This is a genomic window from Pseudomonas sp. NPDC090208, from assembly GCF_044746785.1.
GTDB lineage: Bacteria > Pseudomonadota > Gammaproteobacteria > Pseudomonadales > Pseudomonadaceae > Aquipseudomonas.
Map to the genome: position 1 here is coordinate 148186 of NZ_JBIVCU010000012.1, position 14920 is coordinate 163105.

The 14920-nt window shown below is 61.0% G+C and carries 16 protein-coding genes and 1 tRNA gene; 9 read left to right on the top strand and 8 right to left on the bottom strand.

The features are described from left to right. Positions 1-59 precede the first annotated feature (59 nt). The 4 genes from ACIPL0_RS20370 (at position 60) to ACIPL0_RS20385 (ending at position 4249) form a co-directional block, all read left to right on the top strand. The gene (locus tag ACIPL0_RS20370) at positions 60-389 is read left to right on the top strand and encodes a hypothetical protein (RefSeq protein WP_400598626.1); all 330 of its coding nucleotides are present in this window, start codon (positions 60-62) and stop codon (positions 387-389) included. 162 nt (positions 390-551) lie between these two features. Further along, positions 552-815, top strand: a complete 264-nt coding sequence (locus ACIPL0_RS20375; protein ID WP_400598624.1) for a protein L — start codon at positions 552-554, stop codon at positions 813-815. A gap of 243 nt (positions 816-1058) precedes the next feature. Then, complete coding sequence (locus ACIPL0_RS20380) at positions 1059-3980, top strand: DUF4214 domain-containing protein (RefSeq protein WP_400598622.1); 2922 nt, start codon at positions 1059-1061, stop codon at positions 3978-3980. 47 nt (positions 3981-4027) lie between these two features. Further along, positions 4028-4249, top strand: a complete 222-nt coding sequence (locus ACIPL0_RS20385) for a hypothetical protein (protein WP_400598620.1) — start codon at positions 4028-4030, stop codon at positions 4247-4249. Between the two features lie 124 nt (positions 4250-4373). On the opposite strand, the gene ACIPL0_RS20390 is transcribed toward ACIPL0_RS20385, so the two are convergent. Continuing rightward, positions 4374-4450: transfer RNA gene (locus tag ACIPL0_RS20390), tRNA-Val, on the bottom strand. Between the two features lie 192 nt (positions 4451-4642). Here ACIPL0_RS20390 and ACIPL0_RS20395 point away from each other — a divergent pair. Beyond that, a complete protein-coding gene (locus tag ACIPL0_RS20395; protein ID WP_400598618.1) occupies positions 4643-5926 on the top strand; it encodes an NAD(P)/FAD-dependent oxidoreductase in 1284 nt (427 codons plus the stop codon). Between the two features lie 161 nt (positions 5927-6087). Here ACIPL0_RS20395 and ACIPL0_RS20400 read toward each other — a convergent pair whose 3' ends face one another. From ACIPL0_RS20400 to ACIPL0_RS20410, 3 genes are all read right to left on the bottom strand, one after another. Then, positions 6088-6777 (bottom strand): cysteine peptidase family C39 domain-containing protein, encoded by a 690-nt coding sequence (locus tag ACIPL0_RS20400; RefSeq protein WP_400598615.1) that lies wholly within the window; start codon positions 6775-6777, stop codon positions 6088-6090. Positions 6778-6804: 27 nt separating this feature from the next. After that, on the bottom strand, positions 6805-7089 hold the full coding sequence (locus tag ACIPL0_RS20405) for a hypothetical protein (protein WP_400598912.1): 285 nt from the start codon (positions 7087-7089) through the stop codon (positions 6805-6807). 194 nt (positions 7090-7283) lie between these two features. Continuing rightward, the gene (locus tag ACIPL0_RS20410; RefSeq protein WP_400598613.1) at positions 7284-8048 is read right to left on the bottom strand and encodes a TerC family protein; all 765 of its coding nucleotides are present in this window, start codon (positions 8046-8048) and stop codon (positions 7284-7286) included. Between the two features lie 117 nt (positions 8049-8165). Between ACIPL0_RS20410 and nhaR the strand changes: the two genes are divergently transcribed. Next, the gene (nhaR, locus tag ACIPL0_RS20415; RefSeq protein ID WP_400598611.1) at positions 8166-9062 is read left to right on the top strand and encodes a transcriptional activator NhaR; all 897 of its coding nucleotides are present in this window, start codon (positions 8166-8168) and stop codon (positions 9060-9062) included. Here the strand turns inward: nhaR and ACIPL0_RS20420 are convergent. Continuing rightward, entirely contained in the window at positions 9059-10216 is a 1158-nt protein-coding gene (locus ACIPL0_RS20420) for an MFS transporter (protein ID WP_400598609.1), read from the bottom strand. The genes nhaR and ACIPL0_RS20420 overlap by 4 nt on opposite strands. A gap of 149 nt (positions 10217-10365) precedes the next feature. Beyond that, positions 10366-10875, bottom strand: coding sequence for a DUF1993 family protein (locus tag ACIPL0_RS20425; RefSeq protein WP_400598607.1), 510 nt, complete (start codon positions 10873-10875; stop codon positions 10366-10368). 115 nt (positions 10876-10990) lie between these two features. Here ACIPL0_RS20425 and ACIPL0_RS20430 point away from each other — a divergent pair, with 115 nt between their 5' ends. After that, complete coding sequence (locus tag ACIPL0_RS20430; protein ID WP_400598605.1) at positions 10991-11659, top strand: YceH family protein; 669 nt, start codon at positions 10991-10993, stop codon at positions 11657-11659. A 467-nt stretch (positions 11660-12126) separates the two neighbouring features. On the opposite strand, the gene ACIPL0_RS20435 is transcribed toward ACIPL0_RS20430, so the two are convergent. After that, positions 12127-12939: a shikimate 5-dehydrogenase gene (locus tag ACIPL0_RS20435; protein ID WP_400598603.1), complete on the bottom strand. Its 813-nt coding sequence runs from the start codon at positions 12937-12939 to the stop codon at positions 12127-12129. 227 nt (positions 12940-13166) lie between these two features. Between ACIPL0_RS20435 and ACIPL0_RS20440 the strand changes: the two genes are divergently transcribed. Both ACIPL0_RS20440 and ACIPL0_RS20445 read left to right on the top strand, forming a co-directional pair. Then, positions 13167-13535: a hypothetical protein gene (locus ACIPL0_RS20440; RefSeq protein ID WP_400598601.1), complete on the top strand. Its 369-nt coding sequence runs from the start codon at positions 13167-13169 to the stop codon at positions 13533-13535. A gap of 253 nt (positions 13536-13788) precedes the next feature. Further along, positions 13789-13974, top strand: a complete 186-nt coding sequence (locus tag ACIPL0_RS20445; protein ID WP_400598599.1) for a hypothetical protein — start codon at positions 13789-13791, stop codon at positions 13972-13974. Between the two features lie 225 nt (positions 13975-14199). Here ACIPL0_RS20445 and ACIPL0_RS20450 read toward each other — a convergent pair whose 3' ends face one another. Then, positions 14200-14760, bottom strand: coding sequence for a hypothetical protein (locus tag ACIPL0_RS20450; protein ID WP_400598597.1), 561 nt, complete (start codon positions 14758-14760; stop codon positions 14200-14202). Between the last annotated feature and the right edge of the window lie 160 nt (positions 14761-14920).

Consider the following 14920-nt stretch of genomic DNA (forward strand, 5'->3'; position numbering starts at 1 on the left):
CTATGTCCGTGTTGGCGCGGCCCAATATCAGGCAAGCATCACGACATGGAGATCACCTGATGAACAAATCACTCGCGGCACTGGCGCTGGGCTGTGCACTGACCTGCACGTCATTCGCGGCACTGGCCGGCTCCACCTCGCCCGACATGGGCCCTCCCCCCTCGCAAACCGGTAACGATCCCCGGGTACAAGGCAGCGACATAGAACGCCAGGGCACCGAAATGGACCCTGCCGGTGGTAAAGCCGGCATTCGCAGCGGCATGAATACAGGCTCCATGAGCAACGGCCACAATGATGATGCCGACCTGCCAGGTGGCGACACTTCAGGCGGGGGCACGAAATCCAAAGGCCCCTCCAGCAGCTCCAGCGCAGGTGGCGTAGGCGGCTAGATCGACCTTGTCATCATCGTCGAACGCAGGGCGGCCACACCTGCTGCCCTGCGTCGCGTCGACTTGCCTGTCTACCCATCCAGCATGGATAAAGTGCCAGTAACGCTATTGGATCCAATAGTAGTAGCTTTGCGCCTTCATCCACGTATTCAGGAAGTTACGATGGCGCTGGTCAGTCCCGTCACTCGCGGTTATGTCACAGAAACCCTGTCGGACAACGATCACTGGACCCACGCCTACGGCGTCGGCACCGCGGTTCCGGTTTCGGGCATCTATCGTTGCATGGGGTGCGGTGAGGAAATTGTGTCGAAACGGGGTGAGTCCTTCCCGCCACAGAATCGCTATCAGGCGGTATGCCAGGAAAAGCCGGTGCTCTGGGAATTGGTGGTCATGACCCAGACGGTCAGGGTCGCCACGCCTGCCTGAGATGGCTTGCGTCAAGATGTAATTGCGGCATGAATGCTGAAAACGAAAAAGGGCGAATCTTTCGATTCGCCCTTTTTTGTTTCCACATCGATCAACGGTTGAAAATCGCCTGAGCAGCCCTGCCGCGCCGGCCGCTGCCCACTCCATCCCGTATATCAGGTGCTCAGTCTGTGTATCGTTGGTGATGCACTTTTGTGATAGCGTTCTGCCTTCATTCGCATATCACGCTCAGGAGTAGCAGGGATGGCAGCCGCACAGTATCTCGATTCGATTCAGCAGATTTACATCGCCTACTTCGGTCGCCCTGCGGACCCGGCCGGTCTCGATTACTGGGCTGCCGAGGCAAATGCCGCAGGAGGTGATCTGACTGGCATCCTGAACAGCTTCTCGGTGTCTCAGGAGTCCCAATCGCTTTACGGCCAGATGACCATCGAGCAGACCATCACTGCCATTTATCACTACCTCTTCAATCGTGTACCCGATGGTGCGGGCCTGACGTATTGGCAGGAGCAGATCACCTCCGGCAACGTATCGAGTGCAGCAGCGGCCTATGCCATTCTCAAGGGCGCGCAATTCAGCGACGTCACGGCAGCCGGCAACAAACTGACCGTTGCCAATGCGTTCACCGCGCAAATCGATACTGCTGCTGAAAAAGCAGGTTATGCGGGTTCCGCATCGTTCGCGTACGCCCGCGACTTTCTGGGTAACGTTGATGCCACAGACAGCAGCCTGACAACAGCGCAGAACGGCCTGAGCAATGCCGTCATCATTGCCACCGGAACATCTACTTCGCCAGGGGAGCCGCCCGCGGCACCGGCACTCACGATCACCAAGGACAGCAGCAACATTGCCTCCCTCACCCATGCGGGCGCGGAAATCACCGTCACCGATACCGGCGGCACCTACACCTTCACCAGCAGCACCGGCACCACCACACTGGACGCTCCTATTGCTGGCTATATCGTCCCCGCCGGCAGCACCCTCATTATCAGCAGCGCGCTGGCAGCCAACACCAGCTTCGCCGGCGCCGGCAGCAGCATCATCGTGGCCAGCGCCAGCGGTGAAGACCTGACCGGCCTCAATGCCAGCGGCGAGACTGCCATCCAACTCACCAGCGGCCAGAACTACACCCTGACCCAGGCCGAGGCCGCTATCAGCAAGATCGGCGCGAACGGCACCCCGGGCGAGTTGGCCCACAGCACCGGCACCATCTCGGTCGTCGACAGCCTGACGAACCTGATCGGCAACACCGGTACGTTCACCGGAGCCGACAGCGTGACCGCAACACTCGGCAGCACGAGCAACATCGCGGCCATCGATACCAGCGCCATCACTCGCCTTGTGCTCTCCAGCAACCAAGACTACACAATGACGTCAGCCCAGGCCGGCACCATTGACACCACTCAGGCCACTACCGGCGTATCCATTACTCTCACCACCGCAGCAGCAGGTCAGGCCCTGGCCGCCAACGTGCAGGACTGGACGCTGGCCGATGTCTCCGGCAACAGCGTCACCCTGGGCTCCGCAGCGCAGAACGTGGACGACGGTAATGCCACCAACAACGTTACCCTCTCCATCAACGGCCTGACCCCTACCGGCACCTGGGCGTTGCACGGCGCCAGCGATACGCTCGTTGCCGGCAACGGCGCCAACCTCAGCGGCCTGAACAGTGGTAACGCCACCACTGCCGAGAACCTCACCCTCACTGGCACTGCCCCCGGCATCAGCATGACGGCCGCGCAGTACAACGGTTTCAGCGGCACGTTGAACACTCAGGCCGGCGCTTCCGTCACCATTACCGACAGCGGCAATATCGCAGGCAGCACCGCCTTCCAGACCTACAACCTGGCCGCCGCCGGGGGCAGCAACATCACCCTCACCGGGAACTCGGCCGCCAGCGTCGGCGGCGTCGGCACGGGCGACACCATCACCGTCGGTACGGGTACCTACACCGGAGCGTGGTCCCTGGGCAGCAGCAACGAAAAACTGGCCGCTACCGGCACAGTCGATGTCACTGGCGTCAACGGCGCCGCCGCCCTTCACGTCCAGGGGCTGACGCTCGACGGCGCGATCACCATGACGACAGCGCAGTACAACGGGCTGACCAACGGCATCGCCGTCGCCTCCGGAGGCTCCGCCGCCGGGAACACCGTCACCATCACCAACTCGGGCACCCTGACCGACAGCGCCAGCGTCGACAATTACGTCCTGAGCACCACCAGCTACAACACGTTCAACATCGTCAACAACGCCGCCATTCATGTAAAAGACGTGTCCAACAACGGGGGCAGCACCTACAACATCAAGGTCGCCAACTTCACCGGCAATCTGGAACTGAACGCATCCAGCGCCATCGACGCCGTCGGCGTTGCGAGCGGGTCTGACATCTCCGACGGCACCATCACGGGTACGGCCCACCGGGCCAAGCTGATCATCAACGGTACGGGCGGCGCGGCAAACATCACCGTCAACGCCGACGAAGCGGCCGTGTTCCATGCCTCCCCTCTGGCATTCACGGTCAATAACGCCACTTCAGCCACCATGAACATCGCCAACACCGGCACCATCAACCTGGGGTCGCTGGAAAGCGCACTGACCGCGGTGGGCGTACAGGCTGGCTCCACCGTCAACATCTCGGTCGGCGCATCGACCACGGGCAGTGGTTTCAACAAGACCGTCATTGAAAACGACAGCGCCGGCAACACCCTGTTTACCTTCAACAACGGTGGCGCCCATGTGACCACTGGCACAAGCGACAGCACCCACTACGCCAGCATCAACAACTTCAACACGACATCGGACAACATCAGCCTGACGCTGGGCAGCGTCGCGCAAACAAACGGCTTTCAATACATCAGCGACTCCGGCAACGACACCATCACTATCGGCAACAACGGAGTCATTCTGCTGGAGGACCTCGGCGCCATTCCAGGCTTCTCGGTGTTCGACGCCACCGACCTTTCCAGCGCCACGGCCAATCTACAGAAGGCAGTCAACGCCGCTACAGGGACCACGGGCGTATACACCTTCGTCATCGACAGCAACCAGGGTGCTGCCATCTACCAGGCCCACCTGAACTCAGGCTCCGCCAGCATCGATGGCATACAGCTTGTCGGCGTCGTACATGGGGTCGGGACTTTTAATCTGGCTGGCCACTTTGGCTGACGTCATCCACTGAGAAACGTCTGTAGCTCTGCGACCTGACGGTGTGCTTGCGTACGCTGCCAGGTCGCTTCTGCACGAAGCACCTTGGCCTGCTGACGAATCTGTTCAAGTTCGCGGTGGCCAAGAGACTTGCAGAACAGAGCGTGCCGGGACCGACCCTGCCGAGACGAGAGGAAGAGAAAAAGCGTCGGCGCCCTGCCATCGAGGGCGGGCAAAAGATGACGAAGGAAATTCAATACAGCGAAGTGGGCACCGGACTGGCACCTTGATCAGAACGGCATGCTAGGAATCGCGGCGAAGGCCAAGGCATTTTTTGGTGGCAATTTTTTTGCAAAAAAATGGCGACCCTTTCGGATCGCCATCTTCCAGCCCGTCTAGTACGGGGCTTACAACTGGTAGGCACGATTGGACTCGAACCAACGACCCCCACCATGTCAAGGTGGTGCTCTAACCAACTGAGCTACGTGCCTGCTGTGGGGCGGCATTCTACGGATATTGAAAGCTGTGTCAACCTGATTTTTCAGCTAAGCCTCTGAATAACCGAAGTTTTTATCCTGTAACCCGGTAAATGCTGGCAGAGCGGCGGGTGCCCGGCTGGTGGCGGATTTTTATCTCAGGTAGGATCGGTGCATTCGTAAAAAATATAAAACGGAGGTTACAGGATGACGAACACTCCTTACCCGCAGTCTTACTACGCCGCTTCCGCCAATCCCGTCCCTGCCCGCCCGCCGTTGCAGGGCGAGGTGGAAACGGACGTCTGCATCATCGGCGCCGGTTACACCGGTCTGTCCAGCGCGCTGTTCCTTCTGGAAAGCGGCTTCAAGGTCACGGTGCTGGAAGCGGCCAGGGTCGGCTTTGGCGCGTCGGGCCGCAATGGCGGGCAGATCGTCAACAGTTACAGCCGCGACATTGATGTCATCGAAAAAACCGTCGGCGCCAGACAGGCGCAACTGATGGGCGAGATGGCTTTTGAAGGCGGTCGCATCATTCGCGAGCGCGTCGCGAAGTATCAGATTCAATGCGACCTCAAGGACGGCGGTGTATTTGCCGCCATCACGCCTAAACAGATGGGCCACCTTGAGTCGCAGAAAAAGCTCTGGGAACGCTACGGCCACACGCAACTGGAATTGATGGACCAGCGCCGGATTCGTGAAGTGGTGGCCTGCGATCAATACATCGGCGGCATGCTCGACATGAGCGGCGGTCATATCCACCCGTTGAACCTGGCGTTGGGCGAAGCGGCAGCGGTCGAGTCTCTGGGCGGGGTGATTCACGAGCAATCGGCGGCGGTGCGCATCGAGCGCGGTGCCAATCCGGTGGTGTACACCGCGCAGGGCAAGGTCCGGGCGAAGTTCATCATCGTTGCCGGCAACGCCTACCTCGGAAATCTGGTGCCGGAGCTGGCGGCGAAATCGATGCCGTGCGGCACCCAGGTGATCACCACCGAGCCGCTGAGCGAAGAGCTGGCAACTTCGTTGCTGCCGCAGGACTACTGCGTCGAAGACTGTAACTATCTGCTCGACTACTACCGGCTCTCTGGCGACAGGCGCCTGATCTTCGGTGGCGGCGTGGTCTACGGCGCCCGTGATCCAGCGAACATCGAAGCAATCATCCGGCCGAAGATGCTCAAGGCGTTTCCGCAGCTCAAGGACGTGAAGATCGATTACGCCTGGACCGGCAACTTCCTGCTGACCCTGTCGCGCCTGCCGCAAGTCGGGCGGCTGGGTGACAACATCTATTACTCCCAGGGGTGCAGCGGCCACGGCGTCACTTACACCCACCTGGCGGGCAAGGTGCTGGCCGAAGCACTGCGTGGGCAGGCCGAGCGCTTCGATGCGTTCGCCAGCCTTCCGCACTACCCGTTCCCCGGCGGTCAGGCACTGCGTGCGCCGCTGACGGCGTTGGGTGCGTGGTATTACAGCCTGCGGGACAAGTTGGGGTTCTGACGGGGCAACCCGGCATTGGATGCCAAGCCGGCGGGAGCGAATTCATTCGCGATGCGGTGTTCCAGACGACGAAGCAGTGTCGACTGGAGTCCTTTTCGCGAATGAATTCGCTCCCACAATCGGCCGGACCGAACCTGCTGGACCGACTCGTTTGTGGCGTTTCAATGCGCGTTATTGATCGCCTTGACCGCCTCGCCCGCCGCCTGTTCCTGCCCCGCCTGCGCCAGATCACTGGCCGCTTTCAGCCAGCGGTCGCGATCCACCGGCACCGGCAGCTGCCGGGGCCCTTGCACCAGCACGGCCCAGTTGCCGGCATTGTTCCAGTCGGAGGTGAACTCTTCGAAACTCACGGTGAGCCGGCCCAGACCGGTGTAGATCAGCACCGTGCGCTTGTTCTGGTTGAACCCGACCAGCACGCCATAGCGCTGCTCTTTCCACCACATCGAGCCTTCGGAGAAGCGCACCAGCACCGGATAGCCTGCCGACACCTGCGCCAGCAGATCCGGCAACTGGTGATCGACCGGATAGACCACGAATCCATATTCACGGGCCAGGTCCGGCATGCTCTGGGCCAGCTTGTCTTCGGCACCCGGCAGCTTCAGCGGTTTTTCCAGCAAGCCCGGAGTGATCTGCACGCCATGCACGGTCAGCATGCTGGCCAGGGCAAACGGGCCGCTCTGGTAGGCCTTGCCACGGAAAAACGGCACTGCGTTGATTTCCACCCGGTCCGGCAGGCGTTTGTATTCAGCCGGATAACCCGGTTTCCAGTCATGACGACCGCTTGAACAGCCACCCAGCGTCAGCGCCATGGCCACCGCCAGCCATGCGGCCTTCCTTGCAGAAACACCCATTCGAGACCCTCTCGACACGTTGTTCACTCACTTGTCTGATGCCGGGCAACCGGCCTGGACGCCGATCATAGAGGCGCTGCTGCCCTCGGTATAGCCCAAAACGCAGTCGTGGCGCATCGATAGAACAAATCGGTCATGGCCGTCATACCAACGGTCAATTTTCAGAAACAACAGACGTACTAGACTGTCGATGAGTGAGAGAACGAAGTAGAAGATGCCGGAGGAACGTATGAGCCTCGGAATGACCATTGTGATGTTGATCGCTGCGTGGCTGGCCGTGGCCGGCGCCATGTTATGGGGAGTCATGCGCATTGCGCGCCGGCACCATCCCCATCACCACCACGTTGAAGCCGCAAAACCCGCCCAGACTACGAGACGCAAACACCGTCACGTCACGGCCCATTGAGTCGGCCACCTAACCCTTCCTGAAAAGCAGACGGTCGGCGATGTTTCCATCGCCGACCGTTTTTTCATGTGCCGCCGTCAGGCGCCTTGCACCTTGGGCGTCAGGCCTTCTGCGCCTCGGCTTCAGCGTCCAGGCGCTTGAGCTTCGCCCGGCGCGCCAGCATGTTCAGCACTTCGATCAAGGCCGAGAACGCCATGGCGGTGTAGACATAACCTTTCGGCACGTGGGCACCGAAGCCTTCGGCAATCAGCGTCATGCCGATCATGATCAGGAAGCCCAGAGCCAGCATGACCACCGTCGGGTTGTCATTGATGAACTTCGCCAGCGGTTCGGACGCCACCAGCATCACCACCACAGCGGCAATCACGGCGATGATCATGATTGGCAGGTGCTCGGTCATGCCCACCGCGGTCACGATGCTGTCGATGGAAAACACCAGGTCCAGCATCAGGATCTGACCGATGGCGGCGGCCATGCCCAGGGTAACGGTGGACGAGACCTTCTTTTCTTCCTCGGTCTTGATGTCGACGCTGTGGTGAATCTCGGTGGTTGCCTTCCACACCAGAAACAGGCCACCGGCGATCAGGATCATGTCCTTCCAGGAAAACAGCTGGCCGAACACTTCGATGACCGGCTCGGTCAACTGGACGATCCAGGCCACGGTGCTGAGCAGACCCAAACGCAGGAACAGCGCCATGCTGATACCGATACGCCGCGCCTTGGTGCGCTGATGCACCGGCAGTTTGTTGGTCAGGATCGAGATGAAGATCAGGTTATCGATACCCAGGACGATTTCCATGACGACCAGGGTCGCCAGGGCAATCCACGCCGTGGGACTTGCAGCCAGTTCCAAAAGATATTCCATGTGCCGGTATCCAGTGTGGTTCGGGGGAGACAAGGCGGCATTCTAGGGATGACAACAGTTCAGGAAAATTCGTATTTATAAGGCGTATACTTCGATTTTTACGAAGTGATACAACTCATGCTCAATTACCGACAGTTGCACTACTTCTGGGTGGTGGCCAAGACCGGCAGCATCGTACGCGCCTGCGAGCAGCTGAACCTGACGCCACAGACCATCAGCGGGCAAATCACCCTGCTGGAGCAGACCTTTGGCGTGGAGCTGTTCAAACGTGTCGGCCGCCAGCTGGAGCTCACCGAAACCGGGCGCGCCGCCCTGCCCTTCGCCGAGCAGATGTTCCAGCTGGGTGGCGAGCTGGAAGCGCTGTTGCGGGCACAACCGGACGAACAACAGATCCTGTTCCGCGTCGGCGTGGCGGACGTGGTGCCGAAATCCATCGTGTATCGCCTGATCGCACCGACCATGGCGCTGGACGAGCCAGTGCGCATCAGTTGCCGCGAAGACCAGCTGGAACGCTTGCTGGCGGATCTGGCGATTCAACGCCTGGATCTGGTGATTTCCGACAGCCCGATGCCTTCGCATCTGGACATCAAGGGCTACAGCCAGAAACTCGGCGAATGTGGTGTGAGCTTCTTCGCCACCCGCGCCCTCGCGGCGGCCCACGGTGCGGACTTCCCGCGCGGCATGCAGGGCGCGCCGTTGTTGATTCCCGGCCAGCAGACCGTGGTCCGCAGCCGCCTGATGCGCTGGTTCGCCGAGCAGAATGTGCAGCCGAAGATCGTCGGCGAGTTCGACGACAGCGCGCTGATGAAGGCTTTCGGCAAATCCGGCAGCGGGATTTTCATTGCGCCGAGCGTGATCGCCGACGAAGTGATGGAGCAGTACGACGTCGAACTGATCGGCCAGACCGACGCGGTGACCGAGTCGTTCTACGCGATCTCGGTCGAGCGCAAGGTCAAACACCCCGGCATCGTCGCCATTACCGAAGGCGCCCGACGCCAGTTGTTCACCGATTAGGCATTACACGCAGCGACCTTTGGCTGTGCGCTCATCAACAGCAGCGCCAGCAGAATCGAAAGCAGAATGATGCCGGCGGCGGCAAAGCCGAGGCTGCCCAGCCCCAGATGGTCGATCACCCGCCCGCCGATCAACGCACCAAGGCCGATCCCCAGATTGCCGCCGGCGATGTTCAGCGAAGCGGCGAACGCTGGCGCCTGCGGCGCAGCTTTCATCAACCGTACGTGGCTGACCAGGAACAACGCGGCCTGGGTCACGCCCCACACGGTCAAGGCCAAAACCAGCGCCGGCAGCGAATGCATGCTCGGCACCACCATGACCATGCCGCCGATCATGAAGGTACAGAACGTCAGGCTGGCGATCAGCGGATGGCGGTCGACCAGACGTCCGCCCAGGGAGTTGCCCAGCAAGCCGACGGCGCCGAAGCCCATCAGGCACCAGCCCACCACCGAACCATTGAAACCGGCCAGGCGTTCGAGCATGTCGGCGAGGTAGGTGTAGGCGGTGAACATGCCGCTGAACACCAACACCGACAGCAGCACATGGCCCTGCATCAAGCGGCTGCGCAGGATACCGAACTGGCTGCTGAACGAGGCCTGATCCTTGTGCACGCTGCGCGGCAGGTAGATGAACAGCAACAGCGCCTTGGCAAATGCCACGACCGACAGAACGGCGAACGCACTGCGCCAGCCGAAGGCGTCGGAAATCAGCGTTCCGACGGGAATACCGAACACCGTGGCGCAGACGATGCCGAAGCCGATTTTGGCAATGGCGCGGCCAGCGTGGTCCGGGCCGACGATGTCCACCGCCGTTTCACTGGCCAGCGCCCAGAACACCGGCAAGCCCAGCGCCGGAATCAGGCGAGCAACGGCCATCACCCCGATATTGGGCGCCAGCGCCGCGACCGCATTGGCTACGCCGAACATGATCAACACCGAGATGAACAGGCGCTTGCGCTCGAACCGCGAAAAATACGCGGTGAGAAACGGGCCGAAGCAGGCCACCGTGAAGGCGAACAGCGTCACCAGGAGACCGGCCTGCGGAATGGTCACCGCCAGATCGCGGGCGATGGCCGGCAACAGACCGACGATGACGAACTCTGTGGTCAGCACGGTGAATCCGGCGGCCGACAACAGGTAGATGGGGAAAAACATGAAATCTCCATAACGACGAAACGACCAGTCCTTGCGGAGCGGTCGTCGGATGGCATGAAACGAGCGGCGGATGGTAACAGATGGCCTGAAACGAAACCGCCGCCTGAGAACACTCAGACGGCGGCGTAAAGCGGACGTTCAGTCCAAGATCAGAACGTGCCCATGTAGTCGCGCTTGCCCACCTCTACACCGTTATGACGCAGCAGGTCATAGGCGGTGGTGACGTGGAAGAAGAACTGCGGCAGCGCGTAATGCACCAGATAATTTTGGGTGCTCAGACGCTTTTCCTTGTCGGTGCCCGGGCGCAGAACGATTTCGCGTTCTTCGTTACCGTTGACCTGCTCCGGCGTGATGGTGGCGAGGAACGCCAGGGTCTTGGCCAGCAGCGCCTGCAGGTCGGCGAAGGTGGTTTCCGAATCGTCGTACTTCGGCGGCTCGATGCCGGCCAGACGCGCGCCAGCGCCCTTGGCGAAATCGACGGCGATCTGCACCTGACGGGTCAGCGGGAACATGTCCGGGAACAGACGCGCCTGCAACAGGGCATCGGGCTGAATGTTCTTTTCGGTGGCGTGGGCTTCAGCCTTGGCCAGCACGTTGCCCAGCGCGGTGAGCATTTGTTTGATGACAGGTACGGAAGCGGCGTACAGGGAAATAGTCATGGCAGATCCTGGTGGATGAATGCAGGGGGTCGCATGGCGATGCATGCGACGCGGCTTGTCTTTTACCTCATCCAACCCCTACCCTCATAGCCCTTTCAACGCCAAGGGAAGCGCCATGTCCAACGAGCCGGATTCCGAAAACACCACCGAGCCTGCCGACACGCTGCAACTGAACAGCACGGAAGTGCGCATTCTGGGCTGCCTGATCGAGAAACAGGCCACCAACCCGGAAACCTACCCGCTGACCCTCAACGCACTGGTACTGGCCTGCAACCAGAAAACCAGCCGCGAGCCGGTGATGAACCTGACTCAGGGTCAGGTCGGCCACAGCCTGCGGGCACTGGAAAGCCACCAATTGACCCGCCTTGTCATGGGCAGCCGCGCCGATCGCTGGGAGCACCGGGTCGACAAGACCCTGGAACTGGTGCCCGCGCAGCTGATTCTGACCGGCCTGTTGCTGCTCCGCGGCCCGCAGACCGTCAACGAACTGCTGACCCGCAGCAACCGCATGCACGACTTCGACGACGCCGATGCGGTCATTCACCAGCTGGAGAGACTGATCGGTCGAGGCCTGGCAGTGCTGATCCCGAAACAGCCGGGCCAGCGCGAAGACCGTTACACCCACGCGATGGGCGATCCGGCCGATCTGCAGGCGATCCTCGAAGCCCGGCAAAACGCACCGGAGCGCAGCAGCGGCAGCAGCCCGGCGCTGGCCGAGCGGGTCGAAGAGCTGGAAGCCCGGATTGCGGCACTCGAAGAGCGTCTGGCGAAGCTGGAAGGCTGATCGACACCCGATCCCTTGCAGTCCGGCTTGCCGGCGGTAGAGATCTTCAGGACGCCACCGCTGGCAAGCCAGATAGATGACCTGTGGGAGGGAGCTCTGCTCGCGATGGCGGCTGATCAGACACTGCTGTGGTGGCTGATACACCGTTATCGCGAGCAGAGCTCCCTCCCACGGCTTCGGCCAGAGTCAAAAGCCTTCGCGGGCAAGCCCGCTCCCACAGCGATCGTATAAATCTCATCTGTAGCAGTCCGGCTTGCCGGCGGCAGTGATTTCGAGAACGCCACCGCCGGCGAGCCGGGCTGCTACAGGGTGGGTGTCGTACCGTAGCAGTCCAGACACTTCAAAATCCTGTGGGAGGGAGCTCTGCTCGCGAAGGCGGTGGCCCCGTCACCACGGCATTGTCTGGCTTGACGCTTTCGCGAGCAGAGCTCCCTCCCACAAAAAAGCACCCTCGACAGCAGCGGCTTTTACCCTCGCGCAAACGCCGCAGCCGCCTGATACTGCGCCTCGCTCGGCGTCACCCCGGTGTACAGGATGAACTGCTCCAGCGCCTGAATCGCCGCCACCTGATCCCCGGTGATCAACCGCTTGCCAGCCGCCTCGGCATGCACGATGAATGGCGTGCGCGCCGGCGTGGCGACCACGTCGAACGCGGTGTCAGCGGCTTCGATGGCAGCCTTGTCGAACGCCAGTTCATGGGCCTGATCACCCGCCATGCCCAGCGGCGTGACGTTGACCAGCAACGGCGGACGCTCGTCGCCCAATTGCGCCTGCCACTCGAACCCACAGGTTTTCGCCAGCGCCCGCCCTGCCGCTTCGTTGCGCGCGACGATCAGCCCGTCGGTGAACCCGGCGTCACGCATGGCGCACGCCACCGCCTTGGCCATGCCGCCGCTGCCGCGCAGGGCAAAGCGGGTTTTCGGCACGGCATGGGTTTCCAGCAATTGTGCGACGGCAATGTAGTCGGTGTTGTAGGCCTTCAAATGACCATCGGTGTTGACGATGGTGTTGATCGATTCGATGGCCGCCGCGGACGCATCCATCTCGTCGATCAACGGAATGCAGGCTTCCTTGAACGGCATCGACACGCCGCAACCGCGAATCCCCAGCGAACGCATGCCGGCAATGGCGGCCGGCAGGTCATTGGGGGAAAAGGCCTTGTAATAGAAGTTCAGCCCCAACTGCTGATACAGGTGGTTGTGGAAACGCACACCGAAGTTGCCGGGCCGTCCGGCCAGGGACATACACAACAGCGTTTCTTTACTGGCAGTCACCAACATGAAATCTCCCGAACGGTATTAGGTAGCGGGCAAGGAAAGGCGTAGAATTCAACTGCTTGCGGCGTTAAGCCAGAGCAATTGTCAGAAAACGTGTCGAGCACCTTACACAAAATTTACGCAACGGCGTCGCAGATTTCCCCAAATCCGTTGTCAGAGCAGTTATCCCGTGGCAATGCCTGAGCGTAACGCAGGCTCGCGACAACGGGACTGAACACCGAGGAACAGTCATGATTCGTCACATCCCCAAGGTTGCCCTGTTGTTAGGTGCCCTCGCCCTTGCAGGCCAGGCCGAAGCCCATGGCGGCGGTCCAGGCTGGGGTGGAGCGGCAGTGATCGGCGCTGTCGTCGGCGGCGTGGTGGGTGCCGCCGTGGCCTCTGGCCCGACGTACGTGACGCCGGCTCCGGTGTATGCGGCGCCCGCACCTGTGTACGCAGCGCCAGCGCCTGTGTACTACGCACCGCCTCCACCGCCACCTGTCTACGTTCAGCCAGCCTATGTGGTTGAGCGTCCAGTGGTCGTAGGCCCTGGCTACTACGGTCCGCCACGCTACTACGGCCCACCCCATGGTTACTACCACGGTGGTGGTCGCTGGTAACAGCGCAATAACGGTAAACACAACCCCGCCATCCGGCGGGGTTGTCGTTTCTGCGATCCGGTTCGATGCCCCTCGGCAGCCCTGCCCAATTGCACAGTGGACAGCGGCCTACAACGTGATCCCCGTCACGTCGCTTGACGGATTTATTCCCGAAAGCCGACCTCTCGCCAATCAATGATGACTATCGAGAGCAGTGATTTCTGCGCGCTGCAACGGCGCCGTAAAGTAGCCCCATAGATTGATGGAGGCACTTATGACCAAGGTACAAATCATGTCGGTAGTTGGTAGCGCTGTTCCCGCTCAGTTGCGTGAGCGCGGCCTGCTGGCCTGCTGGTACCTGATGCTGAACGGCGAGCCCGTCAGCGGTCCGTTGCCTTCGTTGCCTGCGGCTCAAGCGCTGTCTCAACAAATGGAGACCCGCGGCAAGCTCAATGCCTGAAACCGGATTCGCTCTTCCCTGAAATCGTGCGTTGCTCCGCACTTCCCTTTAGCCCGCCTCTCTGACGCGGGCTTTTTTTTGCCTGAAATCCCTGAAATCCCTGAAATCAGTGGAACGGCGTGTTCGATCCGTAGGAGCGCGCTTGCCCGCGATTGTGGCATCTGCGCTCCTGCCTTGTCTGACACGACGCCATCGCGGGCAAGCGCGCGCCTGCAAAACAGGCAGCTAGGTTCGCTCGGCCACGGTCGCGTTGATCTGGCAACGGTGCGCCAGTTTCTGCAGGCGTTTCTCCAGCGCGCCCAGAACCACGCGATCCGAACGGCCGCTTTCAAGCTCTTCGATCAGGTCATTGGCCACCAGCCTCAGCTCATGGGCGATCACCACACGGTCGTCGTTCTGGTCCAGCTTGTGCGATTCGAACAGGCGATGCAGGTAGTCCTCCAGCGTGCGCTGCAGGCGATGGCGGTCGGCGGCACGCAAATGCACCAGATTGACGGTGATTTTCGCCAGCAGTTCATTGAGTTCGCCGCACAGGTATTGCATGCGCCGGGCATAGCCGGTTTCACGGTCACGCACTTCCTTGCGGCGCACGTCCATTTCCTGGCGTTTCTGCACGGCCGGCACCGCCACGGCGATGGCCAGACCGACGATCAGACCGATGGCCTGAATCCAGCCGGCCCAGTCAGACGGCTTGGCGAACAGACCGGTGACAAGCAAGAGCACCACCACCGTCACCGCGACAAACGCCACGCCAACGTAGTCCTTGCTGATTAACCCTTTGGGCATTGCACAACTCCTGAATCCAAGGAAAGCGAGACCAATCAATGGCGTGGAATGCTAATCGGTGGCCGGACCGAGTGCCACGAATATCGACAATATTCGTTCGAATGGATGGCCATTTGGATCCTTAACCTGAACGAATGCTATACGCGCGGTTTTTATTACT